At 70.3% G+C, this 15,212-nt stretch carries 16 protein-coding genes and 1 pseudogene; 8 read left to right on the top strand and 9 right to left on the bottom strand.

Features of this window, described 5'->3' with window-relative positions; translation table 11 throughout:
• Nucleotides 1–21: 21 nt before the first annotated feature.
• Complete coding sequence (locus ACFWV8_RS17275; RefSeq protein ID WP_384202245.1) at nucleotides 22–1,725, top strand: right-handed parallel beta-helix repeat-containing protein; 1,704 nt, start codon at nucleotides 22–24, stop codon at nucleotides 1,723–1,725.
• 98 nt (nucleotides 1,726–1,823) lie between these two features.
• On the opposite strand, the gene rpsN is transcribed toward ACFWV8_RS17275, so the two are convergent.
• The gene (gene rpsN / locus ACFWV8_RS17280) at nucleotides 1,824–2,129 is read right to left on the bottom strand and encodes a 30S ribosomal protein S14 (protein WP_329377179.1); all 306 of its coding nucleotides are present in this window, start codon (nucleotides 2,127–2,129) and stop codon (nucleotides 1,824–1,826) included.
• On the bottom strand, nucleotides 2,129–2,365 hold the full coding sequence (gene rpmB / locus ACFWV8_RS17285) for a 50S ribosomal protein L28 (protein WP_384202248.1): 237 nt from the start codon (nucleotides 2,363–2,365) through the stop codon (nucleotides 2,129–2,131). Before rpmB ends, rpsN begins: the two co-directional genes overlap by 1 nt.
• A 68-nt stretch (nucleotides 2,366–2,433) precedes the next feature.
• Between rpmB and rpmG the strand changes: the two genes are divergently transcribed.
• From rpmG to ACFWV8_RS17300, 3 genes are read left to right on the top strand one after another with little or no spacing between them, the layout of a single operon-like run.
• Nucleotides 2,434–2,598, top strand: a complete 165-nt coding sequence (rpmG, locus tag ACFWV8_RS17290) for a 50S ribosomal protein L33 (RefSeq protein WP_384202251.1) — start codon at nucleotides 2,434–2,436, stop codon at nucleotides 2,596–2,598.
• A gap of 51 nt (nucleotides 2,599–2,649) precedes the next feature.
• Nucleotides 2,650–2,904 carry a type B 50S ribosomal protein L31 gene (locus ACFWV8_RS17295; protein ID WP_384202254.1) on the top strand — a complete coding sequence of 85 codons (255 nt, stop codon included), beginning with the start codon at nucleotides 2,650–2,652 and terminating at the stop codon, nucleotides 2,902–2,904.
• Complete coding sequence (locus tag ACFWV8_RS17300; RefSeq protein WP_384202257.1) at nucleotides 2,904–3,236, top strand: 3-oxoacyl-[acyl-carrier-protein] synthase III C-terminal domain-containing protein; 333 nt, start codon at nucleotides 2,904–2,906, stop codon at nucleotides 3,234–3,236. The genes ACFWV8_RS17295 and ACFWV8_RS17300 overlap by 1 nt, the downstream gene beginning before the upstream one ends.
• Nucleotides 3,237–3,410: 174 nt before the next feature.
• Here the strand turns inward: ACFWV8_RS17300 and ACFWV8_RS17305 are convergent, their stop codons facing one another.
• On the bottom strand, nucleotides 3,411–4,364 hold the full coding sequence (locus tag ACFWV8_RS17305) for a DMT family transporter (protein ID WP_384202260.1): 954 nt from the start codon (nucleotides 4,362–4,364) through the stop codon (nucleotides 3,411–3,413).
• Nucleotides 4,365–4,462: 98 nt separating this feature from the next.
• On the opposite strand from ACFWV8_RS17305, the pseudogene ACFWV8_RS17310 reads away from it, so the two are divergent.
• Nucleotides 4,463–4,663 (top strand): annotated as a pseudogene (locus ACFWV8_RS17310) (GntR family transcriptional regulator); the annotation flags it as partial.
• 2 nt (nucleotides 4,664–4,665) lie between these two features.
• Here the strand turns inward: ACFWV8_RS17310 and ACFWV8_RS17315 are convergent.
• On the bottom strand, nucleotides 4,666–4,836 hold the full coding sequence (locus tag ACFWV8_RS17315; RefSeq protein WP_384202355.1) for a hypothetical protein: 171 nt from the start codon (nucleotides 4,834–4,836) through the stop codon (nucleotides 4,666–4,668).
• 104 nt (nucleotides 4,837–4,940) lie between these two features.
• Here ACFWV8_RS17315 and ACFWV8_RS17320 point away from each other — a divergent pair, with 104 nt between their 5' ends.
• The 3 genes from ACFWV8_RS17320 (at nucleotide 4,941) to ACFWV8_RS17330 (ending at nucleotide 7,373) form a co-directional block, all read left to right on the top strand.
• On the top strand, nucleotides 4,941–5,321 hold the full coding sequence (locus tag ACFWV8_RS17320) for an aminotransferase class I/II-fold pyridoxal phosphate-dependent enzyme (RefSeq protein ID WP_384202344.1): 381 nt from the start codon (nucleotides 4,941–4,943) through the stop codon (nucleotides 5,319–5,321).
• Between the two features lie 18 nt (nucleotides 5,322–5,339).
• Nucleotides 5,340–6,041: a hypothetical protein gene (locus ACFWV8_RS17325; RefSeq protein WP_384202263.1), complete on the top strand. Its 702-nt coding sequence runs from the start codon at nucleotides 5,340–5,342 to the stop codon at nucleotides 6,039–6,041.
• A 126-nt stretch (nucleotides 6,042–6,167) separates the two neighbouring features.
• Nucleotides 6,168–7,373 carry a globin domain-containing protein gene (locus tag ACFWV8_RS17330; protein ID WP_384202266.1) on the top strand — a complete coding sequence of 402 codons (1,206 nt, stop codon included), beginning with the start codon at nucleotides 6,168–6,170 and terminating at the stop codon, nucleotides 7,371–7,373.
• A gap of 100 nt (nucleotides 7,374–7,473) precedes the next feature.
• Here the strand turns inward: ACFWV8_RS17330 and ACFWV8_RS17335 are convergent, their stop codons facing one another.
• Genes ACFWV8_RS17335 through ACFWV8_RS17355 form a run of 5 tightly spaced genes read right to left on the bottom strand, consistent with a single transcriptional unit; the run spans nucleotide 7,474 to nucleotide 14,899 of the window.
• A complete protein-coding gene (locus ACFWV8_RS17335; protein WP_384202269.1) occupies nucleotides 7,474–8,109 on the bottom strand; it encodes a vitamin K epoxide reductase family protein in 636 nt (211 codons plus the stop codon).
• Nucleotides 8,106–8,888 (bottom strand): respiratory nitrate reductase subunit gamma, encoded by a 783-nt coding sequence (gene narI, locus ACFWV8_RS17340; protein ID WP_384202272.1) that lies wholly within the window; start codon nucleotides 8,886–8,888, stop codon nucleotides 8,106–8,108. The genes ACFWV8_RS17335 and narI overlap by 4 nt, the downstream gene beginning before the upstream one ends.
• Nucleotides 8,885–9,676 (bottom strand): nitrate reductase molybdenum cofactor assembly chaperone, encoded by a 792-nt coding sequence (gene narJ, locus ACFWV8_RS17345; protein ID WP_384202275.1) that lies wholly within the window; start codon nucleotides 9,674–9,676, stop codon nucleotides 8,885–8,887. The genes narI and narJ overlap by 4 nt, the downstream gene beginning before the upstream one ends.
• A complete protein-coding gene (gene narH / locus ACFWV8_RS17350; protein ID WP_384202278.1) occupies nucleotides 9,673–11,199 on the bottom strand; it encodes a nitrate reductase subunit beta in 1,527 nt (508 codons plus the stop codon). The genes narJ and narH overlap by 4 nt, the downstream gene beginning before the upstream one ends.
• 1 nt (nucleotide 11,200) lies before the next feature.
• Nucleotides 11,201–14,899, bottom strand: a complete 3,699-nt coding sequence (locus ACFWV8_RS17355; protein ID WP_384202282.1) for a nitrate reductase subunit alpha — start codon at nucleotides 14,897–14,899, stop codon at nucleotides 11,201–11,203.
• Nucleotides 14,900–15,212: the final 313 nt, after the last annotated feature.

The raw sequence follows: 15,212 nt of genomic DNA on the forward strand, positions 1-15,212 counted from the left end.
GGCCACGCGGAAGGGAGAAGCATGAGAGCAAGGATTTGTGCCGCGGTGGTGGCCCAGGCAATGCTGGGACTGCTGCTGGCAGGTGCCGCCACGGGCACCGCCCACGCCGCCGCCACCACCTACTACGTGTCACCCACCGGCAGCGACGGCAACACCGGTCTCTCGCCGGACCAGGCGTGGAAGTCGACCGGGAAGGTCAACGGATTCACGTTCCCGCAGGGGAGCGTCGTCTCCTTCCAGGGCGGACAGACGTTCACCGGCTGTCTGGTCTTCAATTCCACGAACGTCCCGGCATCGTCGGCCTCGACGCCGTTCAAGGTCACCTCGTACGGCACCGGTCAGGCCACCCTCAAGTCCAGCTGCACCGGCGACTATTCGGCGGCGGTCACCGCGGACAATGTCAGCGGCTTCCAGCTGGTCAACATGAAGGTGGTCAACGGCACCACGACCGCGGCCGGTGTGCTGCTGCAGAACCAGACGTCGTCGGCGGCGGCCAAGGGCCTGAAGGTGACGGGTTCGGACATCTCCGGATTCACGACGCCCAGTGGCAGCAGCAGTACCTTCGGCGGACAGATCATGGTCCTGGGCTACGCGGTCAATGCCAACAGCGGGCCGCTGGACGACGTGCAGATCCTCAACAACAAGCTGCACGGCGCCGCCGTGACCTCGAACGCCGGGCCCGGCATCTACGGCTGGGGCTCGGGGACCAACATCACCAATGTCCGGGTCGCGGGCAACACCGTCTACAACCTGGGTATGGCCGCGCAGAGCACCGGGGCCGCGCTGACCGGGAACGGCTGGGACGGCGCGGTCATCGAGCGCAACCTGGTCCACGACATCGGGGCGAACGTGACCTCGTGCGGTGGCGCCAGCGGGATCATGACGTACACCTCGAACGATGTGACGATCCGTCACAACGAGGTGTACAAGGTGCAGCCGGTCCCGGCCTACACGGCCGGGTGTGACTGGGACGGCATCGACCTGGACGGCGGCACCACGAACTCGGTGGTGGAGTACAACTACACCCACGACAACGCGGGCAGCGGCTATCTGGCCTACACCTCGACCGCCAGTTCGATGGTGTGGGGGCCGAACACCTACCGTTACAACATCTCCGAGAACGACGACTGGGCGAACGCCCAGGGCGGCCTGTTCGACGTGGTGCCCAGCGCGCCGAAGAAGGCGCTGTCGATCTACGGCAACACCTTCTTCACCAACAAGGACCAGACCGCGAACAAGAAGGCCGGCGCGAGCGCGTGCTTCCTCTTCGGCTATGCCTCGGGCACGTGGGCCAGTGGTTCGCAGATCAAGGACAACATCTGCCACATGGCCAACAAGGGCCCGTACGGCAAGACCGGCCAGCTCTACTACAACCCCAACGGGCAGACCGGTATGACGTTGTCGAACAACCTGTACTACGGGACGAATACCGGTGGTTGGCGCTGGGGCGGTACGACCCACGCCGACTTCGCCGCGTGGAAGGCGGCCGGGCTGGAGACGGGGTCGGTGTGGGGTGACCCCTTGTTCACCTCGCCCGGCGCGGGCGGCACCTGCTCGTGGTCGCCGGCCTCGGGCACGGGTCCGCAGCCGTGTCCACAGGCCTACACCCTCAAGTCCGGTTCACCGGCGCTCAAAGCGGGCACGGCCGTGCCCGGCAACGGCGGAGCGGACTACTACGGGACGGCCGTCCCGAGCACGCCGAACATCGGGGCCGACGCGGGATAGGCCCTGACCGTAGCCGTAGCGGCCCTGTCCGTCCTCCGGGTCGGGCAGGGCCGCGCGGGTATCAGGGGGTCCGCCGCCCGACACGGTGAACTCACCTGTCACCAGGAGGACTTGACCACTCCCGGGAGGAGGCCGGCATGCGCCTGCTCGCGCATACGGATCCGGGACAGGCCGAACTTGCGCAGATGGCCACGGGGGCGGCCGTCCACGCTGTCCCGATTGCGTACCCGGGTCGCGCTCGCGTCGCGCGGCTGGCGCCGCAACTCCTCGACCGCGGCGATCCGTTCGGACTCCGGCGTGCCGGGCCGGCGGATGATCTCCTTCAACTCCGCACGGCGTGCGGCGTACCGCTCGACGGTTCGCCTGCGTTTCTCGTTCTGCGCGATCTTGCTCTGCTTCGCCATCAGACCTTCACTCCTCGCGCCCGGATGCGGACCACCGCCGCCTCGATGCCGATGGTGTCGATCGTCTTGATCGCCCTCGCGCTGAGGGTCAGCCGCACATGACGGCCCTCACTCGGCAGCCAGTACCGCTTGCGCTGAACGTTCGGGTCGAACCGGCGCGACGTACGACGGTGCGAGTGGCTGATGCTGTTGCCGAAGCCCGGCTGTGCGCCGGTCAGTTGGCAGTGGGCGGACACGGAGTTACCTGCCTCTCGTCGAGCGATTCCATTCTTGAACATGGAAATCATTGCCATATAGTAGCGCCATGGCTCGCAACGAACTACGCCCGATCATCAAGCTCCGCTCCACCGCGGGTACGGGCTACACGTACGTCACACGCAAGAACCGGCGGAACAACCCCGACCGCCTGGTGCTGCGGAAGTTCGACCCGCTCGTCCGCCGGCACGTCGGCTTCCGCGAGGAGCGCTGACTCCGGCCCACGCCCACGCCCGCGCCCACTCCCGATCCCGAGGACACATCCATGAAACCCGGAATCCATCCTTCGTACGGTCCCGTCGTCTTTCGCGACACGGCCGCCGACTTCGCCTTCCTGACCCGCTCCACCATGACCAGCGACCGGACCGTCGAATGGGAGGACGGCAACACCTATCCGGTTGTCGACGTGGAGACCTCGTCCGCGAGCCATCCCTTCTACACCGGCACCGCTCGCGTCCTGGACACAGCCGGCCGCGTCGAGCGCTTCGAGCGGCGCTACGGCCGCCGTGAGGGCCAGTGATGGAGAACGAGCCGAAGCTGCCCGTGGTCATCGTCAGCGGGCTCCACCGCGACGCCCGCCGCGAAGTGGTGGAAGAACTGCTCAAGGGGACGCCCCACAGCGTCGCCCTGCATCACGACCTGACGACGGCGGGCGCAGGCACGGTGCGCCGGACCGTACGGAACGCCTCGGGCGATACCGCGGCGGCCTCCATCCCTGTCGCACTGACCCAGGCCAGGGACACCGGGGTCTATCAGCCGGGATCGAAGGTGCTCCTCACCGCATTCGGCGGAGGAGCTACCTGGGGAGTGACGGCGATGACGTGGCCGGAACTCGCCACCCCCGAACAGTGAGGAAGTGTTCACCCGCGCCGAGGCCTACCTCCACGTCGAGATACCGGACGACGATCTGGCGGAGATCGAGCGGGTGTCAGACCTTGCCAGGGTCCTCGGAAGGCAGCGCGTGCGCTGAGACGGTCCACGCGGGGGCAATCGGCGGTAGCCGGGTGCCCCCGCCGCGGTATTCGGTCAGGCGTGGTCGGGGAGGGTGGAGTTCCGGGTGCCGGGCGGCACCGCGGGCTCTGCCGGGGCGCGGGTTTCCGGACGCGGGCCGCGGCGGCCGAAGGAGGCGAGTCCCACCGCGAGGCCGAGCAGGACCAGGGCGATGCCCGTAACCGTCGTGCGACCGGGGCTTTCCTGCCCCAGGGCCGCCGACATGGCGAGGGTGCCCAGGGGGACGAATCCGTAGAAGAGGCCGGCCTTGTCGGCGCGGATGCGGGGGAGGGCGGCGTACCAGAGGAGATTGGCGAGGACGGCCACCGCGAGCGCTTTGTGGGTGAGAGCGAGGAGTTCGGGGGTGGTCGGCAGCCGGAGGAGACCGGTTCCGTCGGCGAGGACGCCCGCCGTCAGAAGGACGGGAACGGAGCCGGCCGCCGCGAAGGCGGACGTGCGGACCGCGCCGAGGGTGGGCAGCAGCGGGACCGCGCAGAGGGAGAAGGCCACTTCGCAGGCGAGGGCACCGAACGCGTAGGACAGACCGGTTCCGGTGGTGGCCCCGAAGCCGGTGGTGACCGCAGTGCCGAGCGCCACCACCGCACCACCGATCACCACTTGGCCGCGCGGGCGGCGGCCGTCCTGGAAGGCTCCGAGCACGGCAAGAGCCAGGGGCGTCGCGGCGATCACGGTGCCGACTACGGAGGGGTCGCCGTACCGGGTGGCCTGCACCAGGCAGACGTTGAAACCCGCGATTCCGAATACCGCGAGACCCGCGAACCACAGCCACTGACGGCCCACCGGTCTGCGCGCGGGCAGCGCGAGAAGCCGGGCCGCCAGCCACAGGACGAGCGCCGCCGCGCCGAAGCGCAGGGCCTGGCCGCCGTAAACCGGGTAGTCGTGCAACGGAACGGACGTGGAGGCCGAGGAACCGATCAACAACAGCGCGAGGACGGCCATGGCCACGGCCAGGCACGATGAGGAACGCATACGGATCACGCTAGGAGGACACCGGTCCACACGTCAGGACCAATCCGGGCCCTGAAACGAGGACCGGTCGCGGAATGGTCGGCGAACCCGCGGAGCCGATGGTCGGGGAAGACGAGGAGGAAAGTCGGTTGGACCTGAATCTCGTACTCGACGATCGCGACGGTCGGCTGGCCCGGCAGGTGGCGGAGGCGATCAGGCGCACGGTGCGCCGAGGCGGACTCACCCCCGGACAGCGGCTCCCGTCCAGCAGAGGTCTGGCGAAGGACCTCGGGACGGCACGTGGCCCGGTCGTCGAGGCATATCAGCAGCTGCTCGCGGAGGGGTACGTCGAGACACGGCCGGGCGCCGGTACGTTCGTCGCGCGCCGGGCCGCTCCCGCCCGCGCCCCGGGCACGGGCTCGGGCTCGGGGCTCATGCGGGCCATCGAGCGCGCCACCGCCGTTCCGCCCGCGCTGCCCGCACCCTCACGCATCCGCTACGACCTGCGCCCCGGCCTCGGCGACCTCTCCCTCTTTCCCCGGCACGCCTGGCAGCGGGCTCTGCGGTACGCCCTGGCCACCGCCCCCCCACAGCGAACTGAGCTACCCACCGCCCGCCGGCGTACCGCGGCTGCGCGACGTACTCGCCGGCTATCTACGACGCAAACGCGGAGCACTGCTGCCCCCGGGACAGCTCGTGGTCACGGCGGGGTCCACCCAGGCTGTGAGCGCCGTGGCCCGTGTCCTGCTCCAGGCCGGGCACCGCAGACTGGCCGTCGAGGACCCAACTGACGTACGCGAGCGGCAGATCCTGCAAGCCGTAGGACTCGAAGTCGTTCCCGTCCCGGTCGACCGGGACGGCCTCGACATCGAGCGGCTCGCACGCAGCGGCACCCGCGCCGTGCTCCTCGCCCCCACCCACCACTTCCCGACCGGAGCCGTCCTGTCCGCACGGCGCCGCGTCCAGCTCGCCGACTGAGCACGCGCCCACGATGCCGTGATCATCGAGGACGACTACGACGGCGAGTTCCAGTACGAACGCCCGGAGACCGGCTGCCTCCCGGCACTCGCCCCGGACCGGGTCGTCCTGGTCGGCTCGGTGAGCAAGTCCCTCGCCCCGGCCCTCCGGCTGGGCTGGGCAGTGGCACCGCCACCGCTGGCCGAAGCCGTCGCGGTGGAACGCGCCATCACCGACTTCGGCACCCCGACCCTCGACCAACTCGCGCTGTCCCACCTGCTGTCCACGGGCGGCTACGCCCGTCACCTCAGACACGCCGCCCGCCACTACAGGGACCGCCTGCGTCGGCTCCTCGACGCCGTGGAGCGGCACATCCCCCACGCACACCTGCGGGGAAGCGCCACCGTCGGGCTCCATCTGTGCCTCGAACTGCGGCACACCGACGAGTCCACCCTCCTGAGGACCGCCGCCGCACGAGGCGTGGCACTCCAAAGCACCCACGCCATGCATCTGCGCAGCCCGGACCCCGGCACGGGGACTCTCCTCGCCCTCGGTGTCGGGCAGTTGCCCCAGAGCCGCGTGGATGAGGCGGTGGCGGCCCTGGCCACCGCTCTGCGATCAAGCGGAGCTTCGGCCCGCCACACCGAGGGGCAGGAACACATCTCCATCAGGACGGTCGGGCAGTTCGCACAGGGCCGTTCGGCCCCCCTTCCGCCCGGACTGTGGAACCAAGGGTCCTGACCTGCTGGGCCGTTCGTCCCCGCAGGTCCGAGGAGGCCCCGGCCGGGGCCGGATCGCTGATAGACCGCTTGCAGACGAGATGTGTGAGCTGCCTGCCCGCGCACGTCCGCACTTCCGAGGAGAGCGATGCTTTCGCCCGAGTCCGCCGCTGTCGTCCGCGCCACCCTGCCCGCCGTCGGCGGCGCGCTCGACGAGATCACGACCCGCTTCTACGGCACGATGTTCAGCGAGCGGCCCGAGCTGCTGGACGGGTTGTTCAACCGCGGCAACCAGGCCAACGGGGAACAGCGCAAGGCTCTGGCCGGCTCCATCGCCGGCTTCGCCCAGGCGCTGCTGGCCAATCCTGATGCCCGGCCGGACGAGTTGCTGAGCCGGATCGCGCACAAGCACGCCGCCCTCGGTGTGACAGAGGACCAGTACACGATCGTCCACAAGTACCTGTTCCGTGCCATCGCCGAGGTCCTCGGGGACGCCGTCACACCCGACATCGGCGCGGCATGGGACGAGGTGTACTGGCTGATGGCCGGCGCGCTCATCGCACGCGAGGCCCGTCTGTACCAGGAGGCTCGAATCGACCCGCGCCACCCCTGGCGGCGGTGGACCGTGATCGAGCGCCGCGAGGAGACCCCGGACGTCGTGTCCTTCCTGCTGCGCCCCGCCGACGATGCCCCCATGCCGCCCGCCCGCGCCGGCCAGTACGTCAGCGTGCGGGTCCAACTGCCCGACGGAATAAGCCAGCTGCGCCAGTACAGCCTCTCGGGTGCCCCCGGCGACCAGGTGCGGCGCATCACGGTCAAGCGTGTCGCGAGCGTCGCCGAGGCCCCCGAGGGCGAGGTCTCCAACCACCTGCACCGCACCGTACGGGGAGGTGACGAGCTCACCCTGTCGGCACCGTTCGGCGATGTGGTCCTGGACGACGCCGACAGCCCACTGCTGCTGGTCTCCGCCGGCATCGGCTGCACCCCGATGGCCGGGATGCTTGAGCATCTCGCCGCCACCGGGGCCGTCCGCCCGGTGCGCGTCCTGCACGCCGACCGCACCCCTGCCGACCATGCGCTGCGCGCCGACATCCGGCGCCTGGCCGGCGAACTCCCGGACGCTCGGACCGAGTTCTGGTACGAGCAGGACGCCGACGGTGAACCCGGCGCGCGCACCGGGCTGATGCACCTGGACGGCCTGGACCTCCCCGCCGACGCCGACGTGTACCTGTGCGGCTCGCTGCCCTTCATGCGTGCCGTCCGTACCCAGCTGCTCAAGGCCGGCATCCCCGCACGCCGCATCCGCTACGAGGTTTTCGGCCCCGACCTGTTGCCGGCCCACGCCGAGGGCTGACACGCCCACTAGCCCTGAGCCTCCGGCCCGGGACCGGACTCAGCCCAGCCATCATTCATGGCTGGGCTGTCGTGCTCTTCTGCCGGAGTGCTCAACTCAACTACAGCAGGCTGCTCCAGTACGACCAGAAGCGGGTGAGGACGAGCAGCGCGATCACCCCGTACCAGGCGCCGAGCATCATCCAGTGCGTATCCCGCACGACCTCCAGCACACCCCGGGGCGCGGAGACCATTCCCTGTTCCAGGGCGTGCAGGGTCAGATACCAGAACAGGGCGATGGTGACGACCCAGACAACGGCACAGTAGGGACAGATCTTGTTGAGCTCGTAGAGCGACTGCCCGATCAGCCAGTGGACGAACACCACCCCCACCAGCGCCCCTGCGCCCAGCGCGAGCCACAGCCGACGGTGCAGACGCGCCCCGCAGAGCACGGCGACGCCCAGCGCGGTCACGGCGGCGAAGGCACCCAGTCCGAGCAGCATGTTGGGGAAGCCGAACAGACTGCCCTGCGCGCTGGACATGACGCTGCCGCAGCTAACGACCGGGCTGATGTCGCACGGCGGTTGGTAGGCCGGGTCCTTGAGGAGCCGCCAGTCGTCCAGCGTGAGCTGGAAGGAGGCGAGCCAGCCGACGATCCCGGTCAGGACCATCACCCATCCCGTTCGGCGGCTCGCCCCCACGGTGTACGCGGGCCGGGCGGTCGCGGTGTCCGGTGTGAGCGCGGGGCCGTGACTCATCCGGCTCGCCCGGAGCCGGAGGACGAACGTCGCCGGCCCGCCGTCGTCGGGGACGTGGCCGGTGCGGCCCGCCGCCGGTAGACGAGGTAGGGCCGGACCAGATAGCCGACGGGGGCGCTCCACACATGGACGAGGCGGGTGAAGGGCCAGACGGCGAAGAGCAGGCAGGAGGTCAGGGCGTGCAGCTGGAACAGCAGCGGGGCTCCGGCGACGGCATCGGGGCGGGGCTGGAGGACGAACAGGCCGCGGAACCAGACGGAGACGGTTTCGCGGTAGTCGTAGCCGGGGCCGAAGACGTTGTGGGCGGCGGTCGCCGTGATACCCAGGAGAACGGTGGCGGACAGCAGCGGGAAGAGGAGCTTGTCGCTGCGGTCGGTGCCCAGCCGGATCCGGCGGGTCAGCAGGCGGCGGGCGCACAGCATGCCGAGGCCGGTGACCATGGTGACGCCGGCCACCGAGCCCGCCCAGACGGCCGTGGTGTGGTACGTGTGCTCGGTGATGCCGGCGGCCTCGGTCCACGAGTCGGGAACGGCGAGTCCCGCGACGTGCCCGGCGATCACCATGAACGCGCCGAGGTGGAACAGCGGGCTGCCCCAGCGCAGCCAGCGGTGTTCGAGGAGCTGGGTGGTGCGGGATGTCCAGCCGAACTGGTCCTGGCGGTAGCGCCAGACATGGCCGGCCGCGAACACGGCGAGGCAGATGTAGGGGAAGGCGACCCAGAGGAACAGATCGGCGCCGCTCGCCGGGGCGGCGGCCGAGGGGAGGAACGGGGCGTTCATCGCGGGCCTTCCGTACGGCTGGTCGGAGCGGGCGATATCCGGGTCGGCGGGGCGGGCGTCGGCGGCACGAAGGTGCCCGGCGGTGCGAACTCGCCGTCCCCGTAGGTGCCGTAAGGGTCGAGGCCGACCTCCTCGTTCGGCGGGCCTTTGGCGACGAGCCGGGCCACGGCCGCGCGGTCCGCCTCGGTGGGCGGCGGCAGCAGGGTGAGCAGCGCGGCCAGGACGTCGCGGTAGGGCGAGTCGGCGTCGGCCAGTGCCCGGTGGATCAGCTCAAGTCCGCGCCGGTGCAGGCGCAGCGGTGCCTCGCCGCCCCCCGGTCCTGTCAGAGCGGCGAACTCCAGGACGACCGGGAGATGGTCGGGCAGTTCCCCGCCGTCGATGTCCCACCCGGCGGCGCGGTAGCGCTGGTTGAGGGTGAGCAGGGCCATGCCCCGGCGGCGGGTGTCGCCGTGCAGGTAGTAGGTGAGGTAGAGGCTGCTCTTGCGGCGCAGGTCGAACATCTCGACGTAGTGCCGCTCCAGCGCCTCGGGCTCCTGTGCGGCGAACCAGTCGGTGAAGCGGGCCAGGTGTTCCGCCGCGGGCGTGGCTGGCAGAGCCCGCACCGCGGTCGTCAACTCCGCGCGGAATCCTGTCAGTTCGGCATCGGGATACTGCAGGAGCAGTGACCCGAGCCGCAGCGTCAGCGCCCGGTCCGCCGTCTCCTCGGGCGTGAGCCGGGCCGGGCGGCGTACGGCGGCCCGGACGCGGGTGCGGACGAGGGCGGGAATCGTCGCGGGCAGCGGGCTCACGGATGTCCTCCGGTGGTGGTGTCGCGGCGCAGGGTGGGGATGCAGAGCATGACCGTGCGGGGTCCGGCGTCGCCGGACGGCTCGACCGGGCAGCGGTTCTCCAGCGCGGTCAGTGCGGCGGCGTCCTCCTTGTGGGCCGCGGGGACGACGTAGCGGTCCTGGTACTTGGCGACGGAGAGGAGGCGGTGCAGGTCCTCCGCCTCACGGGCGGTCAGGCCGACGGCGGTCAGCACGGCCTCGTCGCCGGTCTCGCCGAGGCCGCGTTCGCGCATGTACGAGCGCAGCGCGGTGAGTTTCATCAGCACCCCGGCGACCACGTCGGTCTCGCCGGCGGTGAACAGCTCGGCCAGGTACTCCAGCGGGATGCGCAGTCGGGTGACGGCGGCGAAGACGTGGTCGGGGTTGTCCTGGTCGCCGCCCGCGGCGTCGACCGCGTCGAGGACGGGGGAGAGCGGGGGGACGTACCAGACCATCGGCAGGGTGCGGTACTCCGGGTGCAGCGGGAGCGCCACCCGGTAGCGTATGACCAGGTCGTACACGGGGGAGCGGCGGGCGGCGTCCAGCCAGTCCTCCGGGATCCCCGACTCCCGTGCGGCGGCCATGACTTCGGGGTCGTGCGGGTCGAGGAAGACCCCGCGCTGGGTGTCAAGGAGGTCCTTCTCGTCCGGGGTGGCCGCGGCCTCGCCGACGCGGTCGGCGTCGTAGAGCAGCAGTCCCAGATAGCGCAGGCGTCCGACGCAGGTCTCGGAGCAGACGGTGGGCTGGCCCGCCTCGACGCGCGGGAAGCAGAAGGTGCACTTCTCGGCCTTGCCGGTGGCGTGGTTGACGTACACCTTCTTGTACGGGCAGGCGGTCACGCACATGCGCCAGCCTCGGCAGCGGTCCTGGTCGACCAGGACGATGCCGTCCTCGACACGCTTGTACATCGCGCCGGACGGGCAGGCGGAGACGCAGGCGGGGTTGAGGCAGTGCTCGCAGAGTCGGGGCAGATGGAAGAGGAAGGTCTGCTCGAACTCGAACTTGACCTTCTCGGCCCACTCGCCGGTCAGATTGGGGTCGCCGAAGGCGTTCTCGGGGGCTCCGCCGAGGCCGTCCTCCCAGTTGGCTCCCCAAGTGATCGCGGTGGGCCTGACGGTGAGCACGGAGCGCGGGCGCGCGACCGGGATGTCCTTCCCGGCCGGGGCGCTGACCAGGTTGTCGTAGTCGTAGGTGACGGGTTCGTAGTAGTCCTCGATGCCCGGCAGGTCGGGATTGGAGAAGAGCGACAGCAACCGCTTCAGCCGGCCCCCGGAGCGCAGGACGAGCCGGCCCCGCTTGTCGAGCGTCCAGCCGCCCTTCCACCGCTCCTGGTCCTCGTAGCGGCGGGGATAGCCGACGCCGGGCTTGGTCTCGACGTTGTTGAACCAGGCGTACTCGACGCCGGTGCGGTTGGTCCACGTCTGCTTGCAGGTCACCGAGCAGGTGTGGCAGCCGATGCACTTGTCGAGGTTCATCACCATCGCGATCTGGGCCATGACGCGCATGTCAGTACTCCACTCGCTGGCCGCGGCGGCGGATGACGGTGACCTCGTCGCGCTGGTTGCCTGTCGGGCCGTAGTAGTTGAAGGCGTACGTGAACTGCGCGTAGCCGCCCGCGAGATGGGTGGGCTTGAGCAGCAGCCGGGTCAGGGAGTTGTGAATGCCGCCACGCCTGCCGCTGACCTCGGTCCTCGGCACGTTCACGGTGCGGTCCTGGGCGTGGTACATGTACACGGTGCCCTCGGGCATACGGTGCGTGACCACCGCCCTGGCGACGACGACGCCGTTGCGGTTGTACGCCTCGATCCACTCGTTGTCCTTCACGCCGATCTTCTCGGCGTCGGCGGTGGACATCCAGATCGTGGGGCCGCCGCGGGACAGGTCGAGCATGTACTTGTTGTCCTGGTAGTTCGAGTGGATGGACCACTTCGAGTGCGGAGTCAGATAGCGGACCGTGACCTCGGCGCGGCCGTCCTCGTGCAGCCGCTCGTCGCCGTAGTGCCGGGGCGAGTTCAACGGGGGCCGGTAGACGGGCAGTTGCTCGCCGAGTTCGGTCATCCAGTCGTGCTGGACGAAGAAGTGCTGGCGGCCGGTGAGGGTGTGCCAGGGCTTCTTGTGCTCGGTGTTGATGACGAACGGGGAGTAGTGGCGCCCACCCGTCTCCGAGCCCGACCACTCGTACGAGGTCATGACCGCGCGGGGCTGGGTGCGGGTGTCGGCGAAGGTGATCCGCTCCGCCTCCCGCTCGGCGGCGAGCTCGACGAGCCCCCGGCTGCCGGTCCGCCGCTCCAACTCCCGGAAGCCTTCGGTGGCGAGACGGCCGTTCGTGGTGCCGGACAGGGCGAGGATCGCCTCGCACATGTCGGAGGCGGTGGCGAGCGAGGGCCGTCCGGCGGCGACTCCGTCCCTGACGGTCCCGTTACGGCGCCGCAGGTCGTCGATCTCCTGATCGGGGTGGACGGTGACGCCCTTGGTCGTGGTGCCCAGGGTGTCGAGCAGCGGACCGACGGCGCGCATCTTCTGCGCGATCGCGGCGTAGTCCCGTCCGACGGTCACCAGCTTCGGCATGGTCCGTCCGGGAACCGGCTCGCACCCGCCGGCCTTCCAGTCCTCCACCGTCCCGCCCGGCTGGGCGAGTTCGTCCGGTGTGTCGTGCGTGAGCGGCACCGCGAGGACGTCGGTGCGGATGCCGAGGTGCACGGCCGCCAGTTCGCTGAACCTGTCGGCGATCGTCAGGAACGTGTCGTAGTCGGTGCGGGCCTGCCAGGGCGGGGCGATGGCCGGGGTGAAGGCGTGGACGAAGGGGTGCATGTCCGTGCTGGACAGGTCGTCCTTCTCGTACCAGGTGGCGGCCGGCAGGACGACGTCGGAGAACAGGCTGGTGGAGGTCATACGGAAGTCCATGGTGACGAGCAGGTCGAGCTTGCCCACGGGTGCCTCCTCCCGCCACACAACGTCCTTCGGCCGCTGCTCGGGCGGGGTCTCATCGGAGCGGACGGCGGCGTCGGTGCCCAGCAGGTGGCGGAGGAAGTACTCGTTGCCCTTGCCGGAGGAACCCAGCAGGTTCGCCCGCCACACGGTCAGCACGCGCGGGAAGTTGGCCGGGTCGTCGGGGTCCTCGGCGGCGAACCGCAGCCGTCCGGACGTCAGTTCGTCGACGATGTGCTCGGCGACGGGCCTGCCCGCCCGGACCGCTTCGTCCGCCAGGTCGAGGGGGTTGCGGTTGAAGCCGGGGTGACCGGGCGTCCAGCCCAGGCGGACCGCCTGCGCCAGACAGTCGGCGAACGCCTTGCCCTTGAACCGCCCGTCCCCGAGGGGAGAGGCCAACTCGTCGGGCCCGAACGCCTCGTAGCGCCACTGGTCGGAGTTCAGATACCAGTACGAGGTGCCCGCCATGTGCCGGGTGGGCCGCTGCCAGTCGAACGCGAACGACAGATGCTGCTGCCCGGTGACCGGGCGGACCTTCTCCTGGCCGACGTAGTGCGCCCAGCCGCCGCCGTTCACGCCCTGGCAGCCGGTCGTGGTGGTCAGCGCCAGGAAGGCGCGGTAGATGGTGTCCGAGTGGAACCAGTGATTGGTGCCGGCGCCCAGGGCGATCATCGAACGGCCGTGCGTCCGCTCCGCGTTGCGGGCGAACTCCCGGGCGATACGCGCCGCCTGCTCGGCCGGTACCGAGGTGATGGTCTCCTGCCAGGCGGGGGTGTACGGCTGCGACGGGTCGTCGTACGAGAGTGGCCAACTGCCGGGCAGACCGGCCCTGGCCACCCCGTACTGGGCGAGCATCAGGTCGAACACCGTGGTGACGAGCCGCCCGCCGATCCGGCGGACCGGCACACCACGGACCATCGCCGAGCCGCCTTCGGTGGCGCCCTCGTCGAATCGCGGCAGCGCCACCCGCACCATGTCCTCCGCGCCCTTGAGCAGGCTCAGTTGGGGCATGGTGTCGCCCAGGTCGAGATTCCAGCGGCCCTGCCCGGCCTCGCCCCAGCGGAAGCCGAGCGAGCCGTTCGGCACCACGGGTTCTCCGGTGGCGGCGTCGATGAGGACGGTCTTGGACTCGGCGTTCTCCGTGTCGTGGCCGAGGTCGGCGGCTGTCAGGAACCCGTCCGGGACGAGACCCCGCTCGTGCTCGCGCAGCGTCACCAGGAACGGGGCATCGGTGAACTCGCGCAAGTAAGCCTGGAAGTACGGCACTTCGCGGTCGACGAGGAACTCGCGCAGGATGACATGACCCATAGCCATCGCAAGTGCCCCGTCCGTGCCGGGGTGCGGGGCCAGCCACTCGTCGGCGTGCTTGACGTTGTCGGCGTAGTCGGGGCTGACCGCGACGACCTTGGTGCCGTTGTAGCGGGTCTCGGTGAGGAAGTGGGCGTCGGGGGTACGGGTGACGGGGATGTTGGAGCCCCACATGATCAGATAGCCGGCGTTCCACCAGTCGGCGGCTTCCGGGACGTCGGTCTGGTCGCCGAAGACCTGCGGAGAGGCGATGGGCAGGTCGGCGTACCAGTCGTAGAACGACAGCAAGGTGCCGCCGATCAGCGACGTGTACCTGGCCCCGGCCGCGAAGGACGCCATGGACATCGCCGGGATCGGGGAGAAGCCCGCGACGCGGTCAGGGCCGTACGCCTTGATCGTGTGGACCTGGGCGGCGGCGACCAGTTCGCCGACCTCGTCCCAGTCCGCGCGCACCAGGCCGCCCTTGCCGCGGGCCTTCTTGTACGCCCGCGCCTTCGCCGGGTCGGACGTGATCTCGGCCCACGCCGCCACCGGGTCGCCGAGCCGCTCGCGGGCCTCGCGCCACAGTTTCAGCAGGGCGCCGCGCACATACGGGTAACGGACCCTGCTGGGCGAGTAGGTGTACCAGGAGAACGACGCTCCGCGCGGGCAGCCGCGTGGCTCGTACTCGGGGCAGTCCGCGCCGATCGAGGGGTAGTCGGTGGCCTGGTGCTCCCAGGTGATGATGCCGTCCTTGACGTACACCATCCACGAGCACGAACCGGTGCAGTTCACGCCGTGCGTGGAGCGCACCACCTTGTCGTGCGCCCACCGGTCCCGGTAGAAGCCCTCCCACTTGGCGTCCCCGGTGCCGAACACGGCGCGTCCGTCGGCCGACACCTCGCGGCGGGTGAGCAGTCGCCGGGCGGCAAGCGGCCAGCCCTCACCGGCGCGCGACTTCCGCCGCGGTGCGTTCTGATCGCTCTTCATGGCCAGGAACGGTAGGCGGCGTCGACCTCGGCGCACCTGGGGCCGGCGGTCCCTGCCGGACGACCTTCCGGCCCCATCCGGCGAGGCCGTAATAGGGCCCAATGGTCCCGGAGTTGGGACCGGTCGGCCAGGGAGCCGGTGTGGCGGGCGTTGCATGCTGGGCATTGATCGAACCGCGGATGCCCGTCCGTACGAGGGCGTCCCGTGCCCGTCAGGCGGCCGATTCCCCCGTACCCGGCCGTCGAGGGTGTGGCGCGTACGGCGTGTGGTATCCGGTTCGGTCATGCGTCCGGCCGCTGCTCGCGGCCGGACG

This window comes from Streptomyces sp. NPDC058665 (assembly GCF_042714995.1).
Classification (GTDB): Bacteria; Actinomycetota; Actinomycetes; order Streptomycetales; family Streptomycetaceae; genus Streptomyces.